We start from the raw sequence: 20,014 nt of genomic DNA on the forward strand, positions 1-20,014 counted from the left end.
GCTTCACCTCGCCGCTCTCTCTATCGTTACGCCCGACACGACCTCAGGCGATTGAGCGTGGCACGATCGGCCGATGCGAGCGCATTGCTCCACTCCCGTTCGGAGAGGTCTCCGACCAGGCTGGAAAGGCTGATGGCAAGCGCACGAAGCCGCGCATTCTCCTCAAGAAGCAAAAAAACGTCGTTCGACGGGGATTCATCGTCCGAAAAGCTAGCGCCTTCGCAGAGCTGCTGCGACAAGAGTTCGAAAGACTCATCACGCACGATATCTTCGGCAGTGGAAATCAGCTTATGACGCATTAAATCTTCATCACTCATGGCAAATTCCCCAACTCAGGACATGCCTCCAACCGCATTTGGATACATCGATTGAGTCGGCGGCGGATTTGAGTCCGAAATGGGCTCACACGATGTACGCCTCGTGTCCCCCGGCGCCTCGCTTGCTTACTCGTTCGCTTCACCGGCGTCTTTCAGACCGGCTCGCAGTGCGGTCACGACGCGATGGGCCACGTCGATATCCCTGACCGACAATCCATCCGCAAGGCCGTTGACCCACGGGACCTGCAACCGGCCGGCGGCGTCGTAGACCTGCCTGCCCTTGTCGGTGAGCACCACGAGCTGCGCCCGGCGGTGATGCGGGTTGGTCTCGAACACGACGAGACCATCCCGCGCGAGGTCGTTGACGATGCGCTGCACGTTCTGGCGATTGGCGCCGAGATTGCGGGCGAGCCAGGCGACCGGCTCCGGGCGCTCGGCGTCGGCGATCGCCCCCAGGATCTGCCAGCGCGCACTGGTGAGGCCGAGCGATGTCACCAGCCGATCGCCAGCGGTCAGAAGCAGGCTGTTGGCGCGGAACAGGTCGAGGATGAGGCCGGTCAGGGCTTCGCCCGCCGGGGTCCGCTTGGTCTTGGTCATTTGGCACCACTGCTCCGTATTGACATCATGATGTCAATTGCCTATATCCGGGACTGTCGAATTGACATTATGACACCAACTTGACCGGAGCAATGTCATGCCCCTCATGCGTCCCCTCGACCCTGCCTTCCCGATCGACCGTCAGATCGCGCTCGAAACCGGCCCCGTGGTGCTCGTCAACGTGTTCACGCTCGACGCCGAGGATGAGCAGAGCTTCCTCAAGACGTGGCAGGACGACGCCGCCTTCATGAAGCGCCAGCCCGGTTTCATCTCCACCCAGCTTCACCGCGCCGTCGGCGACAGCCCGACCTACCTGAATTACGCAGTGTGGGAATCCAACGCGCATTTCCGCGCCGCTTTCACCCACCCGGAATTCCGCGCAAAGATCGCCGCCTACCCCGCATCCGCAGTCGCAAGCCCGCATCTGTTCCAGAAGATCGCGGTGCCCGGTATTTGCGTCGCGTAGCTGCGCGCCTCCCACTCAGCTGTCATGCCCCGGCTTGACCGGGGCATCCAGTACGCCGCGGCCTCTCGGCTTAAACACAACTGTCTCTGGAATACTGGATCGCCCGATCAAGTCGGGCGATGACAGCGAGCATGCGGAAAGCCCCGCGCAGCTCGTCGTTATCCGACGAAGCAAGGGACGCAGCTCTATCCTGCCGCTGGCAGTGCGCTGTCCGGCGGCGTGCCCCATGGGCGGTCGGCTGAGGCGAGCCCGATCAGGCGGCCCTGGATGTAGTCGCAGCCCCAGTCGCGCAGCATGGCGGCGGCCTCTTCGTCCTGCACCCACTCGGCAACCGTCTTGATGTCGAGGCGGCGGGCGAGGTCGATCAGGGTCTGCACAAAGGCGCGGTCGTCGGCGGAACGGGTGATGTTCTGCACGAAGGCGCCGTCGATCTTGACGATGTCGACGCCGAGCTTGCGCAGGTTTCGGAACGAGGTGTAGCCGGCGCCGAAATCGTCGATGGCGATGCGGCTGCCGAAATTCTTCAGCCGCGTGACGAAGCCGCGCACGTCATCGATGTCCTGGATCGCGACCGTCTCGGTGATCTCGACGATCAGCCGCTCGGCGACGCCGGGATGGGCCAGCATCAGCGACTCAATTCCAGCCCACCAGTCCGGATCCATCGTCGTATCAGGCGAGATGTTGAGGCTGAGGCAGATGTCGGGCGCGGCCGCAAGCTCGGCGACCACGAGCTCGAGCACGCGGTGATCGACCAGGCGGATCAAGCCGAGCCGTTCGGCAACCGGCACGATGTCGGGCGCCAGCAGCACCTGGCCGTCGCCCTGGTCCATCCGCACCAGACATTCGTGGAACGCGCACTCGCGCGAGGCGGCCGCGACCACCGGCTCATAGGCGAGCTTGATGCGGCGCTCGTTCAGCGCGGTGACGATCTCGTCGGTGACACGGATGTTGACGCGGCGCTGTGCGTCGCGCGCAGCATCCGGGCGCCACGCCGCGAACGAACCGACGCGGCGTTGTTTTGCCGCGTCCAGCGTCTCATGGGCGCGATTGACGGCCTCGTCGGTGCTGCGGGCATAGCGCGGCACGCTGACCGCGCCGATCGACGCCGTGACCGAGACCGGGCCGGATTTGGTCGGCACCACCTCGTCGCGGATGCCGGCAAGGAAGCGCTCGGCGGCGACGTTCATGTCATCGACGGTGCAGTTCTTCAGGATCAGGCCGAACTTGTTGCCGGAGAAACGGCCGAGCACGTCGCCGCCGCGCAGGCGGGCGCGGATGCGCTTGGCCACGTCGAGGATCACGGCGTCCGCGACGTCGAAGCCGAAAGCGTCGTTGACGCGGGCGAGATGATCGATGCCGACCAGCATGAAGGCTGCGGTCGAGCGGAAGCGGGTCGTCTCCTCGATCGCCTCGGCCAGCGCCGCGATCAGGTGGGAACGATTGAGCTCACCGGTCAGCGGATCGAGCCGAGCCAGCTTGGTCAATTCCTCGTCGCGGGCGTGGCGCTCATTGTTGATGCGGATGGAGCCGATCGCGCGCACCGGGCGGCCATCGGGGCCGGCGAACCAGCGGCCGGTCTCCTCGATCCAGACCACGGGATCGGCGGCGCTCATGCGCACGCCATATTCGACCCGATAGGGCGTGCCGTCGGCGCCGTGCACCGGCGAGGTCTGCGCCAGCGCGGCGGTCCGCAGCGTCTGCGCGGGCTCGATCAGCTTGGCGAATTCGGCGCCAGTCGCGAGCCGCTCGGCCGGGATGCCGGGAAAGACGCTGGCGACCTGCTCACCCCACACGATGGAATCGCTGGCGATGTCCCAGGCGAAAACGGCCTGACCAAGAGCGGCCAGGATGTCGGAGGCTTGCGGCAATGCAGGGGTCAAAATCGCCTCGTTTCGGGACAGCAGGGAGTCCTGAGTCGGCACAGAATACGGCCAGATTCGACTCCGACTCTAGGCAAAGTTCATGAACAATTTGGAGACCATGTTTCGCAGGCCCGCGGAACCAAACCGGCCCGGCCGGCATAGGCCTTGCGAGTACATGACACGCACCGGCGCCGGCGTCTCGAAACGCGACAGGCCTCGCCGGATCAACGGTGATTGCGATGTTAAGTACTGATCGACCGAACTGCGCGGACAACGGCACGGGCACGGCCCTGGTGCCGCTGCTGCCGACGTTGCAGTGGGTCCACAAGGCGCCGCTGCCCCGTCCCGATCCGAGCTTCGTCACCCAACTCATTGCCAATGCCGAGCACCTGCCCCAGTCCAGCCGGCTCCGCCGCGCCTCTTCCGAAGATGCGCAGACGGCCTATGGCAGCAAGCGCCCGCTTCCGAGCGTCACCGCGCGCACGCGGCAGGTGGTTTGAAGGATCAGCGCGGCGCGTCGGGAGACGGCGGCGTGCCGTTGCCCGGTTGCAAATCCGGCGAGGGAATTTCCGGCGAGGGCGGGTTCACCGGCTTCGGCGCGGGGTGATCCTTCAGCACGGATTCGGCGACCGACTGCGCTGAAGGCGCGGGTGGCACCGCCGGCGCAGACACCGGCTCGAACTTGGGTTCGGACGCCACATCGTCCGTTGCCGCTTCGACCTGGCGCTTGGCCTTGCGCGGCGCCGGCACTGTCGTCTCCGCGACATAGGTGACGCGGCGGCGCGTGCGCTGGGCGATACCGCCGAGGAAATCGGCCATCGCGAGCAGCACCAGCAGGAAATAGGTGGAGTTGCCGAACTTGGGCCACATCACGAACTCGGCCGCGGCAGCACCGAACACGATCAGCGACAGCAGATGATCCATCAGGAATTTCGAGCCGGGCCGCGCGCCTTTGACCACCTCTAACAGCAGCAACACGATACCGAGCGCGAGCATCACGTCGGCAAGCGTGACCGGCCAGGTCTCGCCCGTGATCATCGGCACCTTGAACAGCACGTCCGTGAAGGACACGGACGGCATCAGGAAGGCGATGATGTTGTAGACCGCGAGCGGGATCAGGAGCAGCGGGAAACCGACCATCGGCGAAATGCCTTCTCGATCAAGATATCCGGACAGGACAATGCGGCCGCGAAGCATTAGCTCCGCCGCCGTCATTGTCATATCTCATTGGGTGGCCGAAATCAGGCAGGCGAAATGATCCTGCCCGGAGAAAGGTCCTAAATTCAGGACTCTTTCTTCTTCAGGACCTGACGGCCCTTGTACATGCCGGTCTTGAGGTCGAGATGGTGCGGACGACGGAGCTCGCCGGAGTCCTTGTCTTCCGCATAGGTCGGCTTCTTGATGGCGTCTGCCGAGCGGCGCATGCCACGACGCGACGGCGAGGTTTTTCTTCTCGGAACGGCCATTTCAATATCCTCTAGGGATTGGTGTTGTCAGGGCATCGTCCGCGAGGGGACGGCTCAGCACCCGCAAACCGAGGCGAGCTGAATGCCGATCAAGGCCGGGCTTATAGAGGAAGGCTGGCCGTAAATCTAGGCTTTTGGACCGGAAAATACGTCCGAAAAGGGCCCAAAATCAGCGATTTTCCCGCCAGCAGGTCAAAAGCGAGTTCGCCTGCGCCCTCGCCACATAGGTCCCCGCCAGCCGCCGGACGCCAGGCCCGGGGGTCCGGGCGCTCCGTTTGACCGGATTGGGCAGGATCGAGGCCAGAAGTGCCGCCTCCCGGGGCGAGAGGTTGGCCGCCGATTTGCCAAAGGCATAGGCGCTGGCCGCCTCGACCCCAAACTGGCCCTGCGGGCCGAGCTCGGCGATGTTGAGGTAAATCTCCAGGATTCGCGCCTTGGGCAGGACAAAATCGATCCACAGCGCCAGCGGGAATTCCAGCGCCTTGCGGACAAAATCCCGCCCCTGCCAGAGGAACAGATTTTTTGCCACCTGCTGGGTGATGGTGGAGGCGCCCCGGAAGGGCGTCCCGTCCTCCTTCGCATCGTCGATCGCCTCGCGCAGCGCGCCCCAATCGATGCCGTGATGCTTGCAGAAATGGGCGTCCTCGGCCGCCACCACCGATCGCAGCAGCGAGGGAGACATCGCGGCCAGATCAATCCACTCCCGATGCATCGGCGCACCCCGGAGCGACCGCCAGGCCATCAGCGTCGAAACCGGATGGCCGGTGCGGTAGAACGGCGCGATCACGTAGGGCGCGAGAGCCACGACCATGAGCGCTACCAGCAGGATCTTGACGATGCGCAAATCGACCTTTCCGGCGCAAAATGAAACGCGGCCACGGATCCCGCCATTAAGTCTGTGATAATTCGGGCCTTTTCCAGCACTTTTTAGGCCTTCCAAACGATTGACTGGGGCGGGCGCATAAAGGATTGTCCCGCCGAATTTTAGTTCTGGAGCCCTTCTTGATGACCGGCACGTCCCCGTCCGATTTCGCCAAACGCCTGGACAAGACCGCTGATGACACCGAAGCCCTGCTTGGACGCCTGCTGGCGCACGACATCCTGCACGATGAGATCGCTCGTCCCAAGCGACTGATGGACGCAATGCGCTATTCGAGCCTCAACGGCGGCAAGCGTCTGCGGCCGTTCCTGGTGGTCGAGAGCGCCGCCGTGTTCGGCGTTCCCCGCGAGGCCGCCCTGCTCGCCGGCGCCGCGCTCGAATGCATCCACTGCTATTCGCTGATCCATGACGATTTGCCGGCGATGGACAATTCGGACCTGCGCCGCGGCCGTCCCACCCTGCACAAGAAGACCGACGACGCGACCGCGATCCTCGCCGGCGACGGCCTGTTGACGCTCGCCTTCGACATCATCACCCGCGATGAGATCCACCGCGACGCCAATGTGCGCCTCCTGCTGACGCGCGCGCTGGCGCGCTGCGCCGGCATCGGCGGCATGGTCGGCGGCCAGATTCTCGATCTCGCCGGCGAAGGCCGTTTTGGCGGCAACGAGCCGATCGATGTCGCCCGCATTCAGCAGATGAAGACCGGTGCGCTGCTGCGCTACGGCTGCATCGCGGGCGCGATCCTCGGCCAGGCCTCGCAAAAGGAATATCAGGCGCTCGACGATTACGGCCGCGCGCTCGGCGAAGCCTTCCAGATCGCCGACGATCTGCTCGACGTCGAAGGCGATGCGGCGGCCCTCGGCAAGCCGGCCGGCGCCGATGCAGCGCTCGGCAAGACCACCTTCGTCACCCAGCTCGGCATCGAAGGCGCCAAGCAGCGCGTGCGCGACCTGCTCGCGCGGGCCTACGGCGCCGTGTCGATCTTCGGCGACCGCGCCGCCGTGCTGCAAGCCGCCGCGCGCTTCGTCGCCGAGCGAAAGAACTGATGTAGTGCACGATCTTCACCTCGCCCCGCTTGCGGGGAGAGGTCGATATTCAGGCGCGGCTTGAATATCGGATGAGAGGGAGCCTTCGCGAATCCAGCTCTCACCGTCCTTGCGGAGGCTCCCCCTCACCCCGACCCTTTCCCCACAAGCGGGGCGAGGGAGCAGGCCGCCGCCGCGGCGACAACGAGAGTTGAGCGAGAGGGCTGGAGCCATCATGGCCACCGACAAAGACGATCCCGTCCTCGTCCGCTTCCGCAAGATGTCGCGGCCGATGCGGCTGATTTACGCGCGGCCGCGTACCTTTATCGCGCTCGCTGCCGGCATCCTGGTCTGCTTGCTGCTGCCGGGATCGCACCGGCTGGTGACGCGGCTGCTGTTCGGCTGGGATGCGTTGATCGCGGTTTATCTCGTGCTGGTCTACGCGATGATGCTGTGCAACGACCAGCAGCACATCCGCCGTAGTGCCGCAATGCAGGACGACGGCCGCTTCGTGATCCTGCTGGTGACGGCGATCGGCGCCTTCGCAAGCATCGCAGCGATCATGTCTGAGCTCGGCACCCCGCATCGCGGGGCGTGGGAGTTGACCATCGCGATCGCCACCATCGCGCTCTCATGGGCCGCCGTGCACACGACCTTCGCGCTGCATTACGCCCATGATTATTACCGGCACCCGCCGGGCGGATTGCAGTTTCCGAGCGGCGATAAGGAAGATCACGCCGATTATTGGGACTTCGTTTATTTCTCGTTCGTGATCGGCATGACCGCGCAGGTCTCCGACGTCGGCATCACCGACAAGACCATCCGCCGCACCGCGACCGCGCATGGCATCGTGTCGTTCATCTACAACACGGCGCTGCTGGCGCTGACAGTGAACATCGCGGCAAGCGCGATCTCGAACTGACGTCATCCCGGCAAGTGCCGAGACGACGGCGTCGATGGCGCGGTCCTAGTTGCACACCTCGGCATTGGCGTCGTTGCCGGGGCCGCCGCCGCCGCGATATTCGAGATGACAGCCGCGGTTGACCGGGCGGCAACTGCCGCCATTGCAGAAAATCTGCCCGCCACCCGAGGCGCGGCCGGCGCTCGCGGCAGCCGCAATGCCCGCGGCGGCACCATAGCCGCCCGCCGCGCCACCGGCCTGACGGCGCTGCCGTGCGGAACGCTCATCGCCGTCGTCGCGCTTGGCGGTTGCAGGCTTGGCCGTCGCAGGCTTGGCGATGCGCTGCTTCTCGCACGCATTGTCGTCGTTGATCGCATAGCCCTCACGGCAAACGATCTTCGTGCACTTGTCGCCGTCGGCCTTGAAGCCGTGCTCGCAGACCAGCGGGCAGACGCGCGACGGCTTTGACTTGACGGTATCGAGCGCATCGGTGCTCGCCACTTTCACGTCGAGCTTGGTGCCGGCGTAACGGTTGAACTGCGACAGCGAGCGCCGCGAAATCGTATTCCAGTTGCCATCAGCCTGCCCGGAGAAGCAGCCGACGCGGCCGAGCTCGGTCTGCACCAAGCGGCTGAGGTCGACCGGCGTGGTCGTCGGCGTCAGCGAAGCGACGCTGCTGCCGGCGGGGCTCGCCGTGCTGGCGGGTGCAGCACCTGGTGCCACGGCGGCGAGGTTGACGCGCTGCTGCTCGGCCGCGGCCGCCTGCTGCTGCACCTGCTCCTTGGCCTTCTGCGCGGCGAGCTGCGCCTGCTCGGCGGCATTCGCATCAGCCGCAGCCTTGGCCTGCGCATCCTTCTGCGCGCCGAGGGCGGCAAGACGATCGCGTTCGGCCTCGGCCTGCTTCGCCTTCTCGGTGGCCGCCGCATGGGCCTGCTCGGCACCGATTTTTTCGACCTGAAGCTTGGCGAGATTCGCATAGAAGCCGTCAGGATGCTGGGCCAGGAATGCCTCCCAGGCCGGCCTGTTGCCAACCTGGAGCGCGAGCTCGTAGTCGCGGCGGATATCGGCCGCCTGCGGGTTCGCCACCGGAGCGGCCGTGACCACCTTGACCGGCACCAGCGGCACGTCCTCGCCACCGAGCGAACCGTACACGAACGGCTCCTGCTTGTTGCCGGTCGATTTGAGCACGTCGTCGCGCACGAAGCCGAAGGCGCGGCGGACGTCGAGGCCCGGCGTCGTCAGATGCTTCGACAGCGCGACCGTAAACGGGCTGTTGGCGCCGTCGCCGTCCTGCGCCGTGAAGCCGGCCTTGGCCGAATACGCGATCAGCGTGTTGGGGCTGTTCGGCTCGACCTGGGCCAGGCCGCGGCCGATGCCGCGCGAGACAACCGTGCGCTTCATGGTCTTGCCGAACGGATTATCGCGGCAGGCGTCGAGGATCACCAGGCGAAGCTGCCTGGCGGGCTCGACCGTGACCAGGACGCGGTCGAGCGACAGCCCCTGGTCGTAGACATCGGTGTCGCGTTCGAGCTTGGCGTCAACAGGGATCAGATAGTTCGAGCCCTCGACCTCGATGCCGTGGCCGGCATAGTAGATCACGGCGATGTCGGCATCGCGCGTCACATCGGCAAAATCGCGCAGCACGCGCCGCGTCTCCAGCGCGGACAGATCATGCCGGGACTCCACAATTTCGAAGCCGGCGTCCTTCAGCGTCTTCGCCATCACTGCACCGTCATTGACGGGGTTCGCGAGCGACGGCGCGTACTGATACGACGAGTTGGCAAGGACCAGCGCCACGCGCTTTCCGGCGAGAGCGGGCGCAGCGCCGAACAAGAGAGCCAGGAAAAGCGGACAAAGTCCGAGCAGGCTACGCATGACAGAACTTCCAGAGATCGGGAGCAATTCGGTCGCCCTTTGGGGATTGCCTTAGCAGAATCCGCCATCGCATTTGTGATGGAGATCACGAAGACGACGCCTGCAAACTGCCAAGGAACTCTTTAGTCTCGCCAGAGCGATAGCGGTTCGCTGGCGCAGGCCAAGTATGCGCTCAGTCAGCCCCGATGTGTCCCCGGTATTGCGGCAGCTCGTCCGTGATCTCATGCCAGGGCGCTTTCGAGCCCACGAAGATGTGGGCGCTCGGCCGAATCGAGGGGGCGTCAACCAGGGTCCCCATGGCGACATGGACCCATTTTCCCTCGCGCACCCGGGAATAAAGCAGCGAGCCGCAGCGCGCGCAGTGCGCGTCATGGGTTGTGTCGTCGCCATAGATGAGGCGCTGGTCCTCGCCACGGACGATGCGGAGCTTGTCCTGCACGATCCCGGCGAACGGCTTGAAGGCGGAGCCGGTGGTGCGGCGGCAGTTCGAGCAATGGCAGTTCAGTGCGTAAGAGAACGCGTCCGCGACCTCGCAGCGCACGGCACGGCAATAGCATTCACCGGTGAGGATACGAGCGTTCGAATTTTCTGATCCGGTCATTCCAGCGTCCTCGCTCAATTGGCGCAGACACCCATAGCGCATTTTGATGTGTACGACTAAGTTCGCCCCAAGCCATCATTCAAAGGGATGTCCCATGAGCCAGAACCGTTCGAGCGTCGAAGCCGTCGTGCAATCCTATTTCGACGGACTTTACGAGGGCGATGCCGAAAAACTCGGCGCCATCTTCCATCCCTCCGCCGATTTGCGCTGGGTCGAGAAGGGCGAGCTTCAGGTGCTGACCGTGCCCGACTGGCTCGATCGCGTCCGCAAGCGCCCTTCCGGCAAGGCCGAAGGCAAGCCGCGCGAGGATTTCATCGTCACCATCGACCGCTCGGACGACAAGACCGTCTTCATCAAGGTCAGGTGCCAGCTGCCGCCACGCTTTTTCACGGACTATCTGGTGGCGATGAAGCTCGCCGACGGCTGGCAGATCGTGTCGAAATCGTACCGGTATGACCTGAGGGAGTGAGGGGGACGACCCTTCCGCTGCCCGAATTCTGACGAACTCGCCTTTGATTTTCCGTCATTGCGAGCGAAGCGAAGCAATCCAGTCTGTCTCCGCGGAAAGATTCTGGATTGCTTCGCTGCGCTCGCAATGACGATGTCTGAAAGTCCCCTATGCCTCTCGACCGCCGTACCCTGTTTGCCTCGCTGTGCTGGATGGCCGCCTCCCCCGCGCTCGCCGTAGACGCACCGCCGGAGCTCGAATCCTACGAGCGCGAGAGCGGCGGGCGGATCGGGGTCTATGCCGAGAACCTCGCGACTGGCGCGAAGCTCGCATGGCGCGCCGACGAGCGCTTCGTCATGTGCTCGACATTCAAGGCTTCGCTCGCGGCCTGCGTGCTGGCGCGGGCCGATCGCGGCGAGGAGCAGCTTGCGGCCATGATCCCCTACGGCAAGGCCGACCTGCTCGACTACGCGCCGGTCGCCAAACAAAATCTCGCCGCCGGCGCGATGTCGGTCACCGACATGTGCAAGGCGATCGTCGAGCTCAGCGACAACACCTGCGCCAACCTGCTCTTGGCGCGGATCGGCGGCCCCGCCGCGCTCACGGCCTTCTGGCGATCGCTCGGCGACACCACCTCGCGGCTCGACCACAACGAGCCCGAGCTCAACCGCTCACCGCCCGGCGATCCCCGGGACACCACGACGCCGGCGGCGATGGCCGGCAACCTGAAGCGGCTGGTGGTGGGCGAAGCACTGTCGCCGGCCTCGCGGACCCAGCTCACCGAATGGATGGTGGGCTGCAAGACCGGCGCCAACCGGCTGCGCGGCGGCCTGCCGGCAGGCTGGAAGATCGGCGACAAGACCGGCAACAACGGCAAGGATGCGTCGGGCGATATCGCGGTCGTCTGGCCCAAGCTCGACAACAAGGCGGATGTACCAATCCTGATCGCGGCCTATACCCAGGGCGGCAGGCCCAACGCCGCGCAGATCGAAGCCGTGTTCGCGCGCGTCGGACGCATGGTGGCCGAACGGCTGGCGTGAGCCGCGACGCATTGACCTTTTGGCCGCTTCCGGGCCAAGACAGGCCATGATCGCAGCGAAATTTCAGACCTTTCTCATCCTGCTCACGGTGCTGGCCGGCACCGCGCTGGTCGCCCGCCGCTTCAACATCGCACCCGCCATTCTCCTGATGCTGTCCGGCGTCGGCCTCGCCTTCGTGCCGGGCATGCCGCCGGTGGAACTGCCGCCGGAACTGGTGCTGCTGATGGTGTTGCCGCCGCTGATCTACTCGGCGAGCGTCGCGATGAGCTGGCGCGAGTTCAGGAACAATCTGCGGCCGATCGTGCTGCTCGCTGTCGGCGCGGTGATCTTCACCGCGGCGCTGGTGGCTGCGGCCACGCATTATGTGATCGGCCTGCCCTGGACCATCGGATTCCTGCTGGGCGCCATCGTCGCTCCGCCGGACGTGGTGGCGCCGCTCGCGATCGCGCGCCGTCTGAACATACCGCGCCGGCTCCTGGTCATCCTCGAGGGCGAGGGACTCGCGAACGACGCGACCGCGCTGATCCTCTACCGCTTCGCGCTTGCGGCCATCATGGTCGGCCATTTCTCACTGCCGCTGGCGGCCGGCGAGTTTGTCCTCATCGTCGCCAGCGAGATCGCCTTTGGCATCGGCATTGGCTGGCTCTCCCTTCGCTTCCGCAAATGGTCCAGGGATCCGCAGGTCGAGCTGACGCTGTCGCTGATCACGCCCTACGTGTCCTACTGGCTGCCCGAGCATCTCGGCGGCTCCGGCGTGATCGCGACCGTGGCCTGCGGCCTCTATGTGAGCTGGAACGGCCCGCTGCTGATCTCGGCGTCAACGCGCCTGCAAGGCATCTTCTTCTGGGATCTCATCATCTACCTGATCGAGGGCCTGCTGTTCCTGCTCACCGGCTTCCAGATGCGGGCACTCTACGAGAAGTCGAAGGCGTTTCCGCTCGACGATATCATGATCGCGACCGCGGTGGTCCTGGCGGTCATCGTCATCGCACGCTTCGTCTGGCTGTATCCTGCGATCTATCTGCCGCGGATATTGAGCAAGAGCCTGCGCAAGCGCGACCCATCGCCGCCATGGCAATGGCCGTTCGTGCTCGCCTTCACCGGCGTGCGCGGCGCGGTGTCGCTGGCGGCCGCGCTGGCGCTGCCGTTCACGTTGCCGGGCGGCGAGGCCTTCCCGTATCGCGACCTGATCCTGTTCGTCGCCTTCGGAGTCATCTTCGTGACGCTGATCGGCGTCGGCCTGACGCTTCCGCCGGTGGTGCGCTGGCTCGGTGTCGCCGAGGCCGGCCGCAACGAGCATGTCGCCGAGCACGAGGCCGAGATCGCGGCACGCCGCCAGGCGCTCGAGGCGGCGCTGAAGTCGCTCGACGCAATGACCGAGGAAAAGGATGTGTCGGACGAGGTGATGCGGCTCCTGCGCGCGCGTCACGAGATTCGTGTCAACCAGCTTCCGGATTCCCTCGACCCCAACCATCACGACGTCTCCGCCGCCGGCACCGCCCTGACCCGCGACCTGATCGTCGCCGAGCGAAAGTTCATCCACGACCTCCTGCGCGACGGTCAGATCACCGACGAGACGCGGCGCCGGATCGAGCGCGACCTGGACCTGGAAGAGGCAAGCCTGGCGAACAGGGAGTATCGGGGGGTGCCGTTGTAGTCTTTTCGTCATTGCGAGCGAAGCGAAGCAATCCGGACTGCTGCCGTGGAAAGACTCTGGATTGCTTCGCTTCGCTCGCAATGACGGCAGCACCAACTATCGCCTCTCGCAAAATTCCCCGACCCCCGCCGCAACGGCGCCCGCAATCATCTCCTGCCGCTCCGACGAATTCATCTCCATCTCCTCGTCGCGGTTGATGATCGAGCCGGCTTCGAGCAGCACGGCGGCACTCCGCGTCCGTGACAGCACGACGAGCCCGTCATAGCGGTAGACGCCGACATCCTTGTCGAGCAGCTGGCGCCGGTAGCGGCCCATCACCGGCAGGGTGTATTGGCTGGCGTAGTGCAGCCCCTGCTCCTTCAACTGTCTGCCGATCATCCGGGCCAGCTTCAGGCTGCTGGTGAAGTGCGGATTGCGCTCGGACACGAACAGCGAGTGACCCGAGAAGCGGTCGCTGAAATAGCTCTTTGCGCCGTCGAATTCCCAGGTCTCGAGCAGCTTATCCGGCACCGAATCGTGATGGATCGATAGCACGAGATCGGCCCGGCCGTCATTCGCGGCACTGACGCGCTTGAACAGGCTCGGCCGCGCCTTGCCGTCCGTGACGAGCAGCCGGGTTGCGGTAAAGCCTTCGGATTTGAGTTTTGCCGTGACCAGCCTTGCGAGCCGGAAGTTGAAGCCGAATTCCGGATCATTGCGCGCGCTCAACGCGCCGTAGGAGTCCGGGGTGTGCCCGACGTCGACGACGATCCGGAATTTCGGCATCTCACATTTGGCTGGTGCGGGCGCAGGCCTAGGTCTGGCTTTCGCAACCTTCCGGGCCGGGGCAGCACGGCCCGCGTCGATCGACGGAAGCAACAGTGCGACCAGCGACACGAGGAGAATTGCGACGATGCCCCGCCCTAACGACAAGTCCTACTCCGCTGCCGCGATCCTCGGCCTGCCGACGAAGTCGGCGACGTCGCCGAAGCGCTGCACGACGATCGCAACAACTCGCCCATTCCCGTCCCCGAGCCGGACTCGGTCAGGAACTTGTTGTCCTCGGCGCGGAGCATGGCGGATCCTCCCGATTTGATTTTCGGGAAGATTGGCGCGGACGCGGGAAGACGTCAACGCAAGCACGGCTTCGTGAAGTGGGTTGGCGCAGCGTAATCGCCGCCTTTATGGCAGGCCGAAGGGGGCAGATCTTAGGGCTCCTATCCGCCCCCATCGCAATTACCTGACGGTGACGGCGACTGTGTATACCTTGCCATTATCCGGGTCGGTAGGGTCCGCCGTCACGCGCCGATACGTGAAGGAGTCTTCACCGACATAACCCTTCTTGGATTGGTACACCACGCTGGTCAGCCGCACGGTCTTGGCCTCTCCGCTTCTCAATTTGCGTTGCCCGGTGCTCGCTCGCGTCGTCACGGCACCGCTCTTCGGCGGAGTCACGACTTCAATGCTGACGGGCCAGACCTTGCCACTGCTGTCGACGCGCCAGTGTCCGCCGCATTTGCAGATTTCCTTTGCCTCGCCCGATTTCACGACGAGCGACGTGTTCCCCCCGCCCGCATGTGCGCCACAGAGGATTCCGAAGAACAGGACGAGCCCCGCGGTGATTTTGATCAAGAGGGCCGACGGTAGGCGTACCGGGTAGGTTGTCATTTCATAAGTCTCCAATGAAAAAATCTTAGAGTTATTGTATGGGATTGTTCCGGCTGGCGAGGCCGATGCACTCGTGCCCGGCTATCTCAAGGTTCTCGCGACTCGAAATCCAACGTTGCTCACGCGTCCTTCGGACTGCACGCCGTAACGGCTCCCCGCTTCGACTGCATCCGCCTTGCTGACCCAGGAGCCTCCCCTGAGGACACGCTGCTCGCATCGGCCTTTCAGCCAAGGACTCCCGTCCACAGGCACGCCCTCATAAGTGTCGTTGACGCAATCCTCGACCCATTCCCAAATATTGCCGTGCACCTGATAGAGGCCCCACGGATTCGGCTGGAAGGAATCGACAGGAGCCGTCTTTTGCCCGGAGGCACCCTTTGCATTCTTGTCCTGGCTGGCCCTGTCATCGTAGTTGGCCTGGCCCCGAGACACGGAGACTCCCCACCAGAACGATGACGTCGTTCCCGCGCGTCACATATTCCCGCTCGGCTTCGCTCAGGAGGCGGTACGTCTTGCCGGTGCGGGCCGACAACCAGGCTGCATAGCTCTTGGCATCCGACCAGGAAATGTTGATCGCCGGTCGTCTCCCGCGGCCCCAACCGTTGTCCCAGGGCTTGTACCCATTGCATCCCCCATCGGCGACGCAGGCGTCCCATTCCGCAAACGTGACAGCGTAACGGCCAACCGCGAATGAATGGGCGAACGTCACCTTGTGGCGAGACGATTCCGCGGTGCGTTTCGATGCACTCTCCGACGTCCCCATCATGAACGCGCCCGGCGGGACCACAACCATCTCCGGACACTTTTCACATTCCTTGAAGCTGGCCTTCTGCTTCAGAGCCGCCTCTTCCGAATCGGACAACACCTTGATGCCAATCGCAGTCAGTCCTTCGCGCTGCGGGGTCGTGTCTGGAGCCGGAAGCGTGGCGTTGGTGGAGGCCACCTGCACCGCCTGTAACGCCTTGAACCGTTCGCGCGCCTCTGCGGAGCGCGCGCTTTCGGGAAATTTGCTCAGAAACTCTTCGAACATCGCCGGCGAGCGCCCATCCTTGATCGCATTCCAGACGATCTCATCGGTCGCGGGCGGGGCCGGCGGCGGTGCAGCTGCCGCCGCGCGTTCCTTCCACAGCTCGTCACGACGCGACAGCGCGGCAGAGACGTGCGAACTGCTGGAATATTTTGCGGAATACTCCTCGAAGATCGCGGGATCGTGCGACTCCTTGATCGCGTTCCAGACGATCTCATCTGCAGGCGGAGGTGGCGGCGCTTGAGCGGCCGCGATCTCCTTCCTCAGATCATTCCCGCGCTGTCGCGCGTCCGCGATGTGCGGGCTCGCCGTATATTTACTCACGAACTCATCGAAGATCGCGGGATCGCGCGATCCCTTGATCGCGGCCCAGACGATGTCCTCGGCGGCTGGAGGTGGCGGAGCCTGCGTGGCGGCAATCTGCTTTTTCAGCTCATCCCTGCGCCTCTGGGCGTCCGCCAGATGCGGGCTTGCCGGAAACTTGCTGGCGAAATCATCGAAGATTGCCGGATACGTCGAGCCTTTGATGGCATCCCAGACGACCTCGTCGGCGGTCGGAGGCGGTGGAACGCGGGCGGCAGCGGCGGCGATCTGCTTTTGCAGCTCGTCGGCACGCGATTGCGCCTCGGCTCGATGCTTGCTGGTGGGAAACTTGCTGACGAAATCATCGAAGATCGCGGGATAGTTCGAATCCCTGATCGCCGTCCAGACGATTTCGTCGGCGGTCGGCGGCGGGGGTATGCGCGCGGCAGCCGCAGCTTGCGCCTGCTTGAGCTCATCACGCCGTGATTGGGCCGCCTTCAGATGTGGCGTCGTCGGAAACTTCGCGATGAACTCCTCGAACACGGCCGGATAGGTCGAATCCTTCACGGCGTTCCAGACGATGTCATCCGTCGTTGGCGGTGGCGGCAGTTTCGGTGCATCGACGATCGAGATGACAGAGCCGCCCAATGATCCATAGACGAACGGCTCCTGGTGACGATTGGTGACCTTCAGCACTTCGTCGCGAACTCGGCCGAGCGCAATCCTCAAGTCCAAGCCGGGAGCGGCGATGTTGTGCAGCAGCGCGGCCGTGAAGGGACTGTTTTTGGCATCGCCGTCCAGCGCAACCGATCCGGCCTTGGCCGCGAAGGCAATCAGCGTATCGGATATCGCGGGCTCGACCTTCGCCAACCCGCGACCGATCGATCGGGACGCTATGGTTCGCTTCATGGTCTTCAAGAACGGGTTGTCCCGGCACGCATCCAGGATGACGAGGCGAAGCCGCTTGGTGGGCTCGATCGATTTCAGAATGCGATCGAGGGAAATAGCCTCATCCTCGATGTCGAAATCGCGGGACAACTTCGCGTCGACGGGGATGACGTAGTTTGCACCATCGACCTCGATGCCATGGCCGGCGAAATAGACGACGGCCACGTCGGCATCGCTTGCCATCTCGGCGAAATCGCTGATCGCGCGCCGCATGTCTGAAATCCCAAGATCACGGCGGGCATCGACCGCGGAAAATCCTGCAGATCTGAACAGGGAGGCAATCTCGGCGGCGTCATTCCGGGGATTCGGAAGGCTCGGGACATTCCGGTACGACGAATTGCCAATCACCAGAGCGACGCGCTTCTCGGCCAGCGCCTGACCCGCGAACCCGTAAAAAACGAGCGCAAGAATGGTAGCCGCCACCCAGCGCATAATTCCCCCCAAATCGCCCTTTGCGAGTATATCGCTGGTTGTAGCCCCTGCAAGCAGCACCACGAGCCCACATCATTCGACGGGGGCAATACCAAGTCCGTGATTCAGGTCACTGAGCGATTGGCGACGGCGGCGACTTAGACCGGCCTTTCCCCCTTCACCGTCACGCGCGTGCCTGAACGCGTATGCGGCCAGTAGTCCCACATCGCGCGGTGCTGGGTGCAGCGGTTGTCCCAGAACGCGATGGCATTCCCGGTCCAGCGGAAGCGGCACTGGAACAGCGGGTTCTCGGCGTGCTGGTAGAGATAGGCCAGCATCGCATCGCTCTCGTCGCGCGGGATGCCGTTGATGTGATGGGTGAAGCCGCGGTTGACGTAGAGCGCCTTCCTGCCCGTCACCGGATGCGTGCGCACCACCGGATGCTCGGCGCTCGGATAGGACGGACGATCGGCGACGCCGTAATTGGCGTAAAGCCCGCGATAGATCGGCTCGCCGTCATGCAGCGCGGTCAGCCCGTCGAGATAGGCCTTCATCCGATCCGACAGCGCCTCATAGGCCGCGTACATGTTGGCGAACAGCGTGTCGCCGCCGCGCGGCGGGCACTGCTTGATGTAGAGGATCGAGCCCATCGGCGGCTCGAGATCGCAGGACACGTCCGAATGCCAGCCCTCGCCGTTCGCCCGCGGCGAGTTCTTGTCGGCGTAGATCTTCATCAGCGCGGGATCCTCGTCCTCGTGCGGCGCGGCGGGATGGAAATGCAGCTCGCCGAACTTGCGGCCGAACGCGAGATGCTGTTTTGGCGTGATGTTTTGATCGCGGAAGAAGATGACGAGGTTTTCGGCGAGCGCGCGGTGGATCTCGTCCATCTGTCGGTTGGAGCGGGCATCGCCATCGACGAGGCTGCCGAGGTCGACGCCGGATATTTCCGCGCCGATGATGGGGGTGAGCTTTTCGACCGCGATGGTCTCGTAAGCCGCGCCGTCTTCGGCCGTGTGGCGGTAGCGCGGGCCCTGCTTGCCGGCGAGTGAGCTCATGGCATGTCTCCCGATCATTTTGATTGGAAGACATCGTAGCCCGGATGGAGCGAAGCGCAATCCGGGAACGGGTCGTTCCACGGTGGGCAATGCCCCGGATTTCGCTGCGCTCCATCCAGGCTACGGTCGCGCAAAAAATAAGGCGGGTTGCTTTTGGCAAACCCGCCCTACGATTCCAATGTTTGGGAGACGCTTACTCCGCCGCGGTCACCGGCACCTTGGCGCCCTGGCCGTAGCGCTGGTCGATGTAGTCGATCACCAGCGCCTTGAAGTCGGCGGAGATGGTCGGGCCGCGCAGCGTGCGGAATTTCTTGCCATCGACGAAGACGGGCGCGGCCGGCGCTTCGCCGGTGCCCGGCAGCGAGATGCCGATATTGGCGTGCTTGGATTCGCCGGGGCCGTTGACGATGCAGCCCATCACCGCGACGTTGAGCTCTTCGACGCCCGGATATTTCGTCTTCCAGCCCGGCATCTCGTCGCGGATGAACGCCTGGATCGAGCTCGCCAGCTCCTGGAACGTGGTCGATGTGGTGCGGCCGCAGCCGGGGCACGCCGCAACCAGCGGCACGAAGGTGCGGAAGCCCATGGTCTGCAGCAATTCCTGGCCGACCTGCACTTCGCGGGTGCGGTCGCCGCCGGGCTCCGGCGTCAGCGAGATGCGGATGGTGTCGCCGATGCCCTGCTGAAGCAGGATGCCGAGCGCGGCCGACGAGGCCACGATGCCCTTGGTGCCCATGCCGGCCTCGGTGAGACCGAGATGGATGGCGTAATCGGAACGCGCCGCGAGATCCTGATAGACCGCGATCAGATCCTGCACGGCCGAAACCTTGGCCGACAGGATGATGCGGTTCTTGGGCATGCCGAGTTCTTCGGCGCGTGCGGCCGAGAGCAGCGCCGACTGCACCATGGCCTCGCGCGTCACCGCGCGCACGTCGCGCGGATTGGCGGACGCGGCGTTCTCGTCCATCAGCTTGGTCAGCAGCTCTTGGTCGAGCGAACCCCAATTGGCGCCGATGCGGACCGGCTTGCCGTTCTTGTTCGCGATCTCGATGATGTCGGCGAACTGGGTGTCGCGCTTGTCCTTGAAGCCGACATTGCCGGGATTGATGCGATATTTCGCGAGCGCCTCGGCGCAGGCCGGATAGGCCGCGAGCAGCTTGTGGCCGATATAGTGGAAGTCGCCGATCAGCGGCGTGGTGATGCCACGCTTGGCCAGGCCGTCGCGGATATGCGGAACGGCAGCAGCGGCCTCCTCGCGGTCCACGGTGATGCGGACCATTTCGGAGCCGGCGCGCGCAAGCGCTGCGACCTGGGCGATGGTGCCGTCGATGTCGGCGGTGTCGGTGTTGGTCATCGACTGCACGACGATCGGCGCACCGCCGCCAACGGCGACGTCGCCGACCTTGACCTGGGTGGTCCGGTGCCGGGGCGCCGGGCCCGCAATGTCGGAATCAATGGGGTTTTCGAGCTTGTTCATGGGGTCCA

General features: G+C 64.4%; 20 protein-coding genes. 7 read left to right on the forward strand and 13 right to left on the reverse strand.

All coding sequences use genetic code 11. The features are described from left to right. Positions 1 to 26 precede the first annotated feature (26 nt). Positions 27 to 317: a hypothetical protein gene (locus tag CT676_RS25315; protein ID WP_085404034.1), complete on the reverse strand. Its 291-nt coding sequence runs from the start codon at positions 315 to 317 to the stop codon at positions 27 to 29. Positions 318 to 443: 126 nt separating this feature from the next. Continuing rightward, positions 444 to 914: a MarR family winged helix-turn-helix transcriptional regulator gene (locus tag CT676_RS25320; protein ID WP_085404035.1), complete on the reverse strand. Its 471-nt coding sequence runs from the start codon at positions 912 to 914 to the stop codon at positions 444 to 446. A gap of 97 nt (positions 915 to 1,011) precedes the next feature. Here CT676_RS25320 and CT676_RS25325 point away from each other — a divergent pair, with 97 nt between their 5' ends. Then, on the forward strand, positions 1,012 to 1,380 hold the full coding sequence (locus CT676_RS25325) for an antibiotic biosynthesis monooxygenase family protein (protein WP_085404036.1): 369 nt from the start codon (positions 1,012 to 1,014) through the stop codon (positions 1,378 to 1,380). Positions 1,381 to 1,565: 185 nt separating this feature from the next. Here the strand turns inward: CT676_RS25325 and CT676_RS25330 are convergent, their stop codons facing one another. After that, positions 1,566 to 3,260 carry a bifunctional diguanylate cyclase/phosphodiesterase gene (locus tag CT676_RS25330; RefSeq protein ID WP_085404092.1) on the reverse strand — a complete coding sequence of 565 codons (1,695 nt, stop codon included), beginning with the start codon at positions 3,258 to 3,260 and terminating at the stop codon, positions 1,566 to 1,568. 221 nt (positions 3,261 to 3,481) lie between these two features. Between CT676_RS25330 and CT676_RS25335 the strand changes: the two genes are divergently transcribed. Next, positions 3,482 to 3,742, forward strand: a complete 261-nt coding sequence (locus tag CT676_RS25335; RefSeq protein ID WP_167768148.1) for a hypothetical protein — start codon at positions 3,482 to 3,484, stop codon at positions 3,740 to 3,742. Between the two features lie 4 nt (positions 3,743 to 3,746). Here the strand turns inward: CT676_RS25335 and CT676_RS25340 are convergent, their stop codons facing one another. The 3 genes from CT676_RS25340 to mtgA all read right to left on the reverse strand — a co-directional run bounded on the left by CT676_RS25340 (position 3,747) and on the right by mtgA (position 5,552). Then, positions 3,747 to 4,382 (reverse strand): hypothetical protein, encoded by a 636-nt coding sequence (locus tag CT676_RS25340; RefSeq protein WP_085404093.1) that lies wholly within the window; start codon positions 4,380 to 4,382, stop codon positions 3,747 to 3,749. Between the two features lie 143 nt (positions 4,383 to 4,525). Beyond that, complete coding sequence (gene rpmF, locus CT676_RS25345; protein ID WP_028149139.1) at positions 4,526 to 4,708, reverse strand: 50S ribosomal protein L32; 183 nt, start codon at positions 4,706 to 4,708, stop codon at positions 4,526 to 4,528. A 169-nt stretch (positions 4,709 to 4,877) separates the two neighbouring features. Next, positions 4,878 to 5,552, reverse strand: coding sequence for a monofunctional biosynthetic peptidoglycan transglycosylase (mtgA, locus tag CT676_RS25350; RefSeq protein ID WP_085404038.1), 675 nt, complete (start codon positions 5,550 to 5,552; stop codon positions 4,878 to 4,880). Between the two features lie 161 nt (positions 5,553 to 5,713). Here mtgA and CT676_RS25355 point away from each other — a divergent pair, with 161 nt between their 5' ends. Both CT676_RS25355 and CT676_RS25360 read left to right on the forward strand, forming a co-directional pair. Continuing rightward, a complete protein-coding gene (locus CT676_RS25355) occupies positions 5,714 to 6,637 on the forward strand; it encodes a polyprenyl synthetase family protein (protein WP_135215594.1) in 924 nt (307 codons plus the stop codon). Between the two features lie 214 nt (positions 6,638 to 6,851). Beyond that, positions 6,852 to 7,538, forward strand: a complete 687-nt coding sequence (locus tag CT676_RS25360; protein WP_063980020.1) for a DUF1345 domain-containing protein — start codon at positions 6,852 to 6,854, stop codon at positions 7,536 to 7,538. Between the two features lie 45 nt (positions 7,539 to 7,583). On the opposite strand, the gene CT676_RS25365 is transcribed toward CT676_RS25360, so the two are convergent. Then, complete coding sequence (locus CT676_RS25365) at positions 7,584 to 9,392, reverse strand: caspase family protein (protein ID WP_085404040.1); 1,809 nt, start codon at positions 9,390 to 9,392, stop codon at positions 7,584 to 7,586. Positions 9,393 to 9,564: 172 nt separating this feature from the next. Continuing rightward, positions 9,565 to 9,993: a GFA family protein gene (locus CT676_RS25370; protein WP_085404041.1), complete on the reverse strand. Its 429-nt coding sequence runs from the start codon at positions 9,991 to 9,993 to the stop codon at positions 9,565 to 9,567. 94 nt (positions 9,994 to 10,087) lie between these two features. On the opposite strand from CT676_RS25370, the gene CT676_RS25375 reads away from it, so the two are divergent. The 3 genes from CT676_RS25375 to CT676_RS25385 all read left to right on the forward strand — a co-directional run bounded on the left by CT676_RS25375 (position 10,088) and on the right by CT676_RS25385 (position 13,138). After that, complete coding sequence (locus CT676_RS25375; protein ID WP_135215595.1) at positions 10,088 to 10,462, forward strand: nuclear transport factor 2 family protein; 375 nt, start codon at positions 10,088 to 10,090, stop codon at positions 10,460 to 10,462. Positions 10,463 to 10,611: 149 nt separating this feature from the next. Then, positions 10,612 to 11,481 (forward strand): class A beta-lactamase, encoded by an 870-nt coding sequence (gene bla / locus CT676_RS25380; RefSeq protein ID WP_085404042.1) that lies wholly within the window; start codon positions 10,612 to 10,614, stop codon positions 11,479 to 11,481. Positions 11,482 to 11,527: 46 nt separating this feature from the next. Continuing rightward, positions 11,528 to 13,138: a Na+/H+ antiporter gene (locus tag CT676_RS25385; protein ID WP_094184376.1), complete on the forward strand. Its 1,611-nt coding sequence runs from the start codon at positions 11,528 to 11,530 to the stop codon at positions 13,136 to 13,138. Positions 13,139 to 13,234: 96 nt separating this feature from the next. On the opposite strand, the gene CT676_RS25390 is transcribed toward CT676_RS25385, so the two are convergent. From CT676_RS25390 to ispG, 5 genes are all read right to left on the reverse strand, one after another. Next, positions 13,235 to 14,050, reverse strand: coding sequence for an N-acetylmuramoyl-L-alanine amidase (locus tag CT676_RS25390; protein WP_167768149.1), 816 nt, complete (start codon positions 14,048 to 14,050; stop codon positions 13,235 to 13,237). 303 nt (positions 14,051 to 14,353) lie between these two features. Further along, positions 14,354 to 14,785 (reverse strand): hypothetical protein, encoded by a 432-nt coding sequence (locus CT676_RS25395; RefSeq protein WP_063980026.1) that lies wholly within the window; start codon positions 14,783 to 14,785, stop codon positions 14,354 to 14,356. 403 nt (positions 14,786 to 15,188) lie between these two features. Beyond that, positions 15,189 to 17,495, reverse strand: coding sequence for a caspase family protein (locus CT676_RS25405; protein ID WP_135215598.1), 2,307 nt, complete (start codon positions 17,493 to 17,495; stop codon positions 15,189 to 15,191). Positions 17,496 to 17,632: 137 nt separating this feature from the next. Further along, complete coding sequence (locus CT676_RS25410) at positions 17,633 to 18,529, reverse strand: TauD/TfdA family dioxygenase (RefSeq protein WP_085404045.1); 897 nt, start codon at positions 18,527 to 18,529, stop codon at positions 17,633 to 17,635. 193 nt (positions 18,530 to 18,722) lie between these two features. Next, on the reverse strand, positions 18,723 to 20,006 hold the full coding sequence (gene ispG, locus CT676_RS25415) for a flavodoxin-dependent (E)-4-hydroxy-3-methylbut-2-enyl-diphosphate synthase (protein WP_085404046.1): 1,284 nt from the start codon (positions 20,004 to 20,006) through the stop codon (positions 18,723 to 18,725). Between the last annotated feature and the right edge of the window lie 8 nt (positions 20,007 to 20,014).

The organism is Bradyrhizobium sp. MOS001 (genome assembly GCF_004634465.1).
In the GTDB taxonomy this organism is placed as follows: domain Bacteria; phylum Pseudomonadota; class Alphaproteobacteria; order Rhizobiales; family Xanthobacteraceae; genus Bradyrhizobium; species Bradyrhizobium barranii.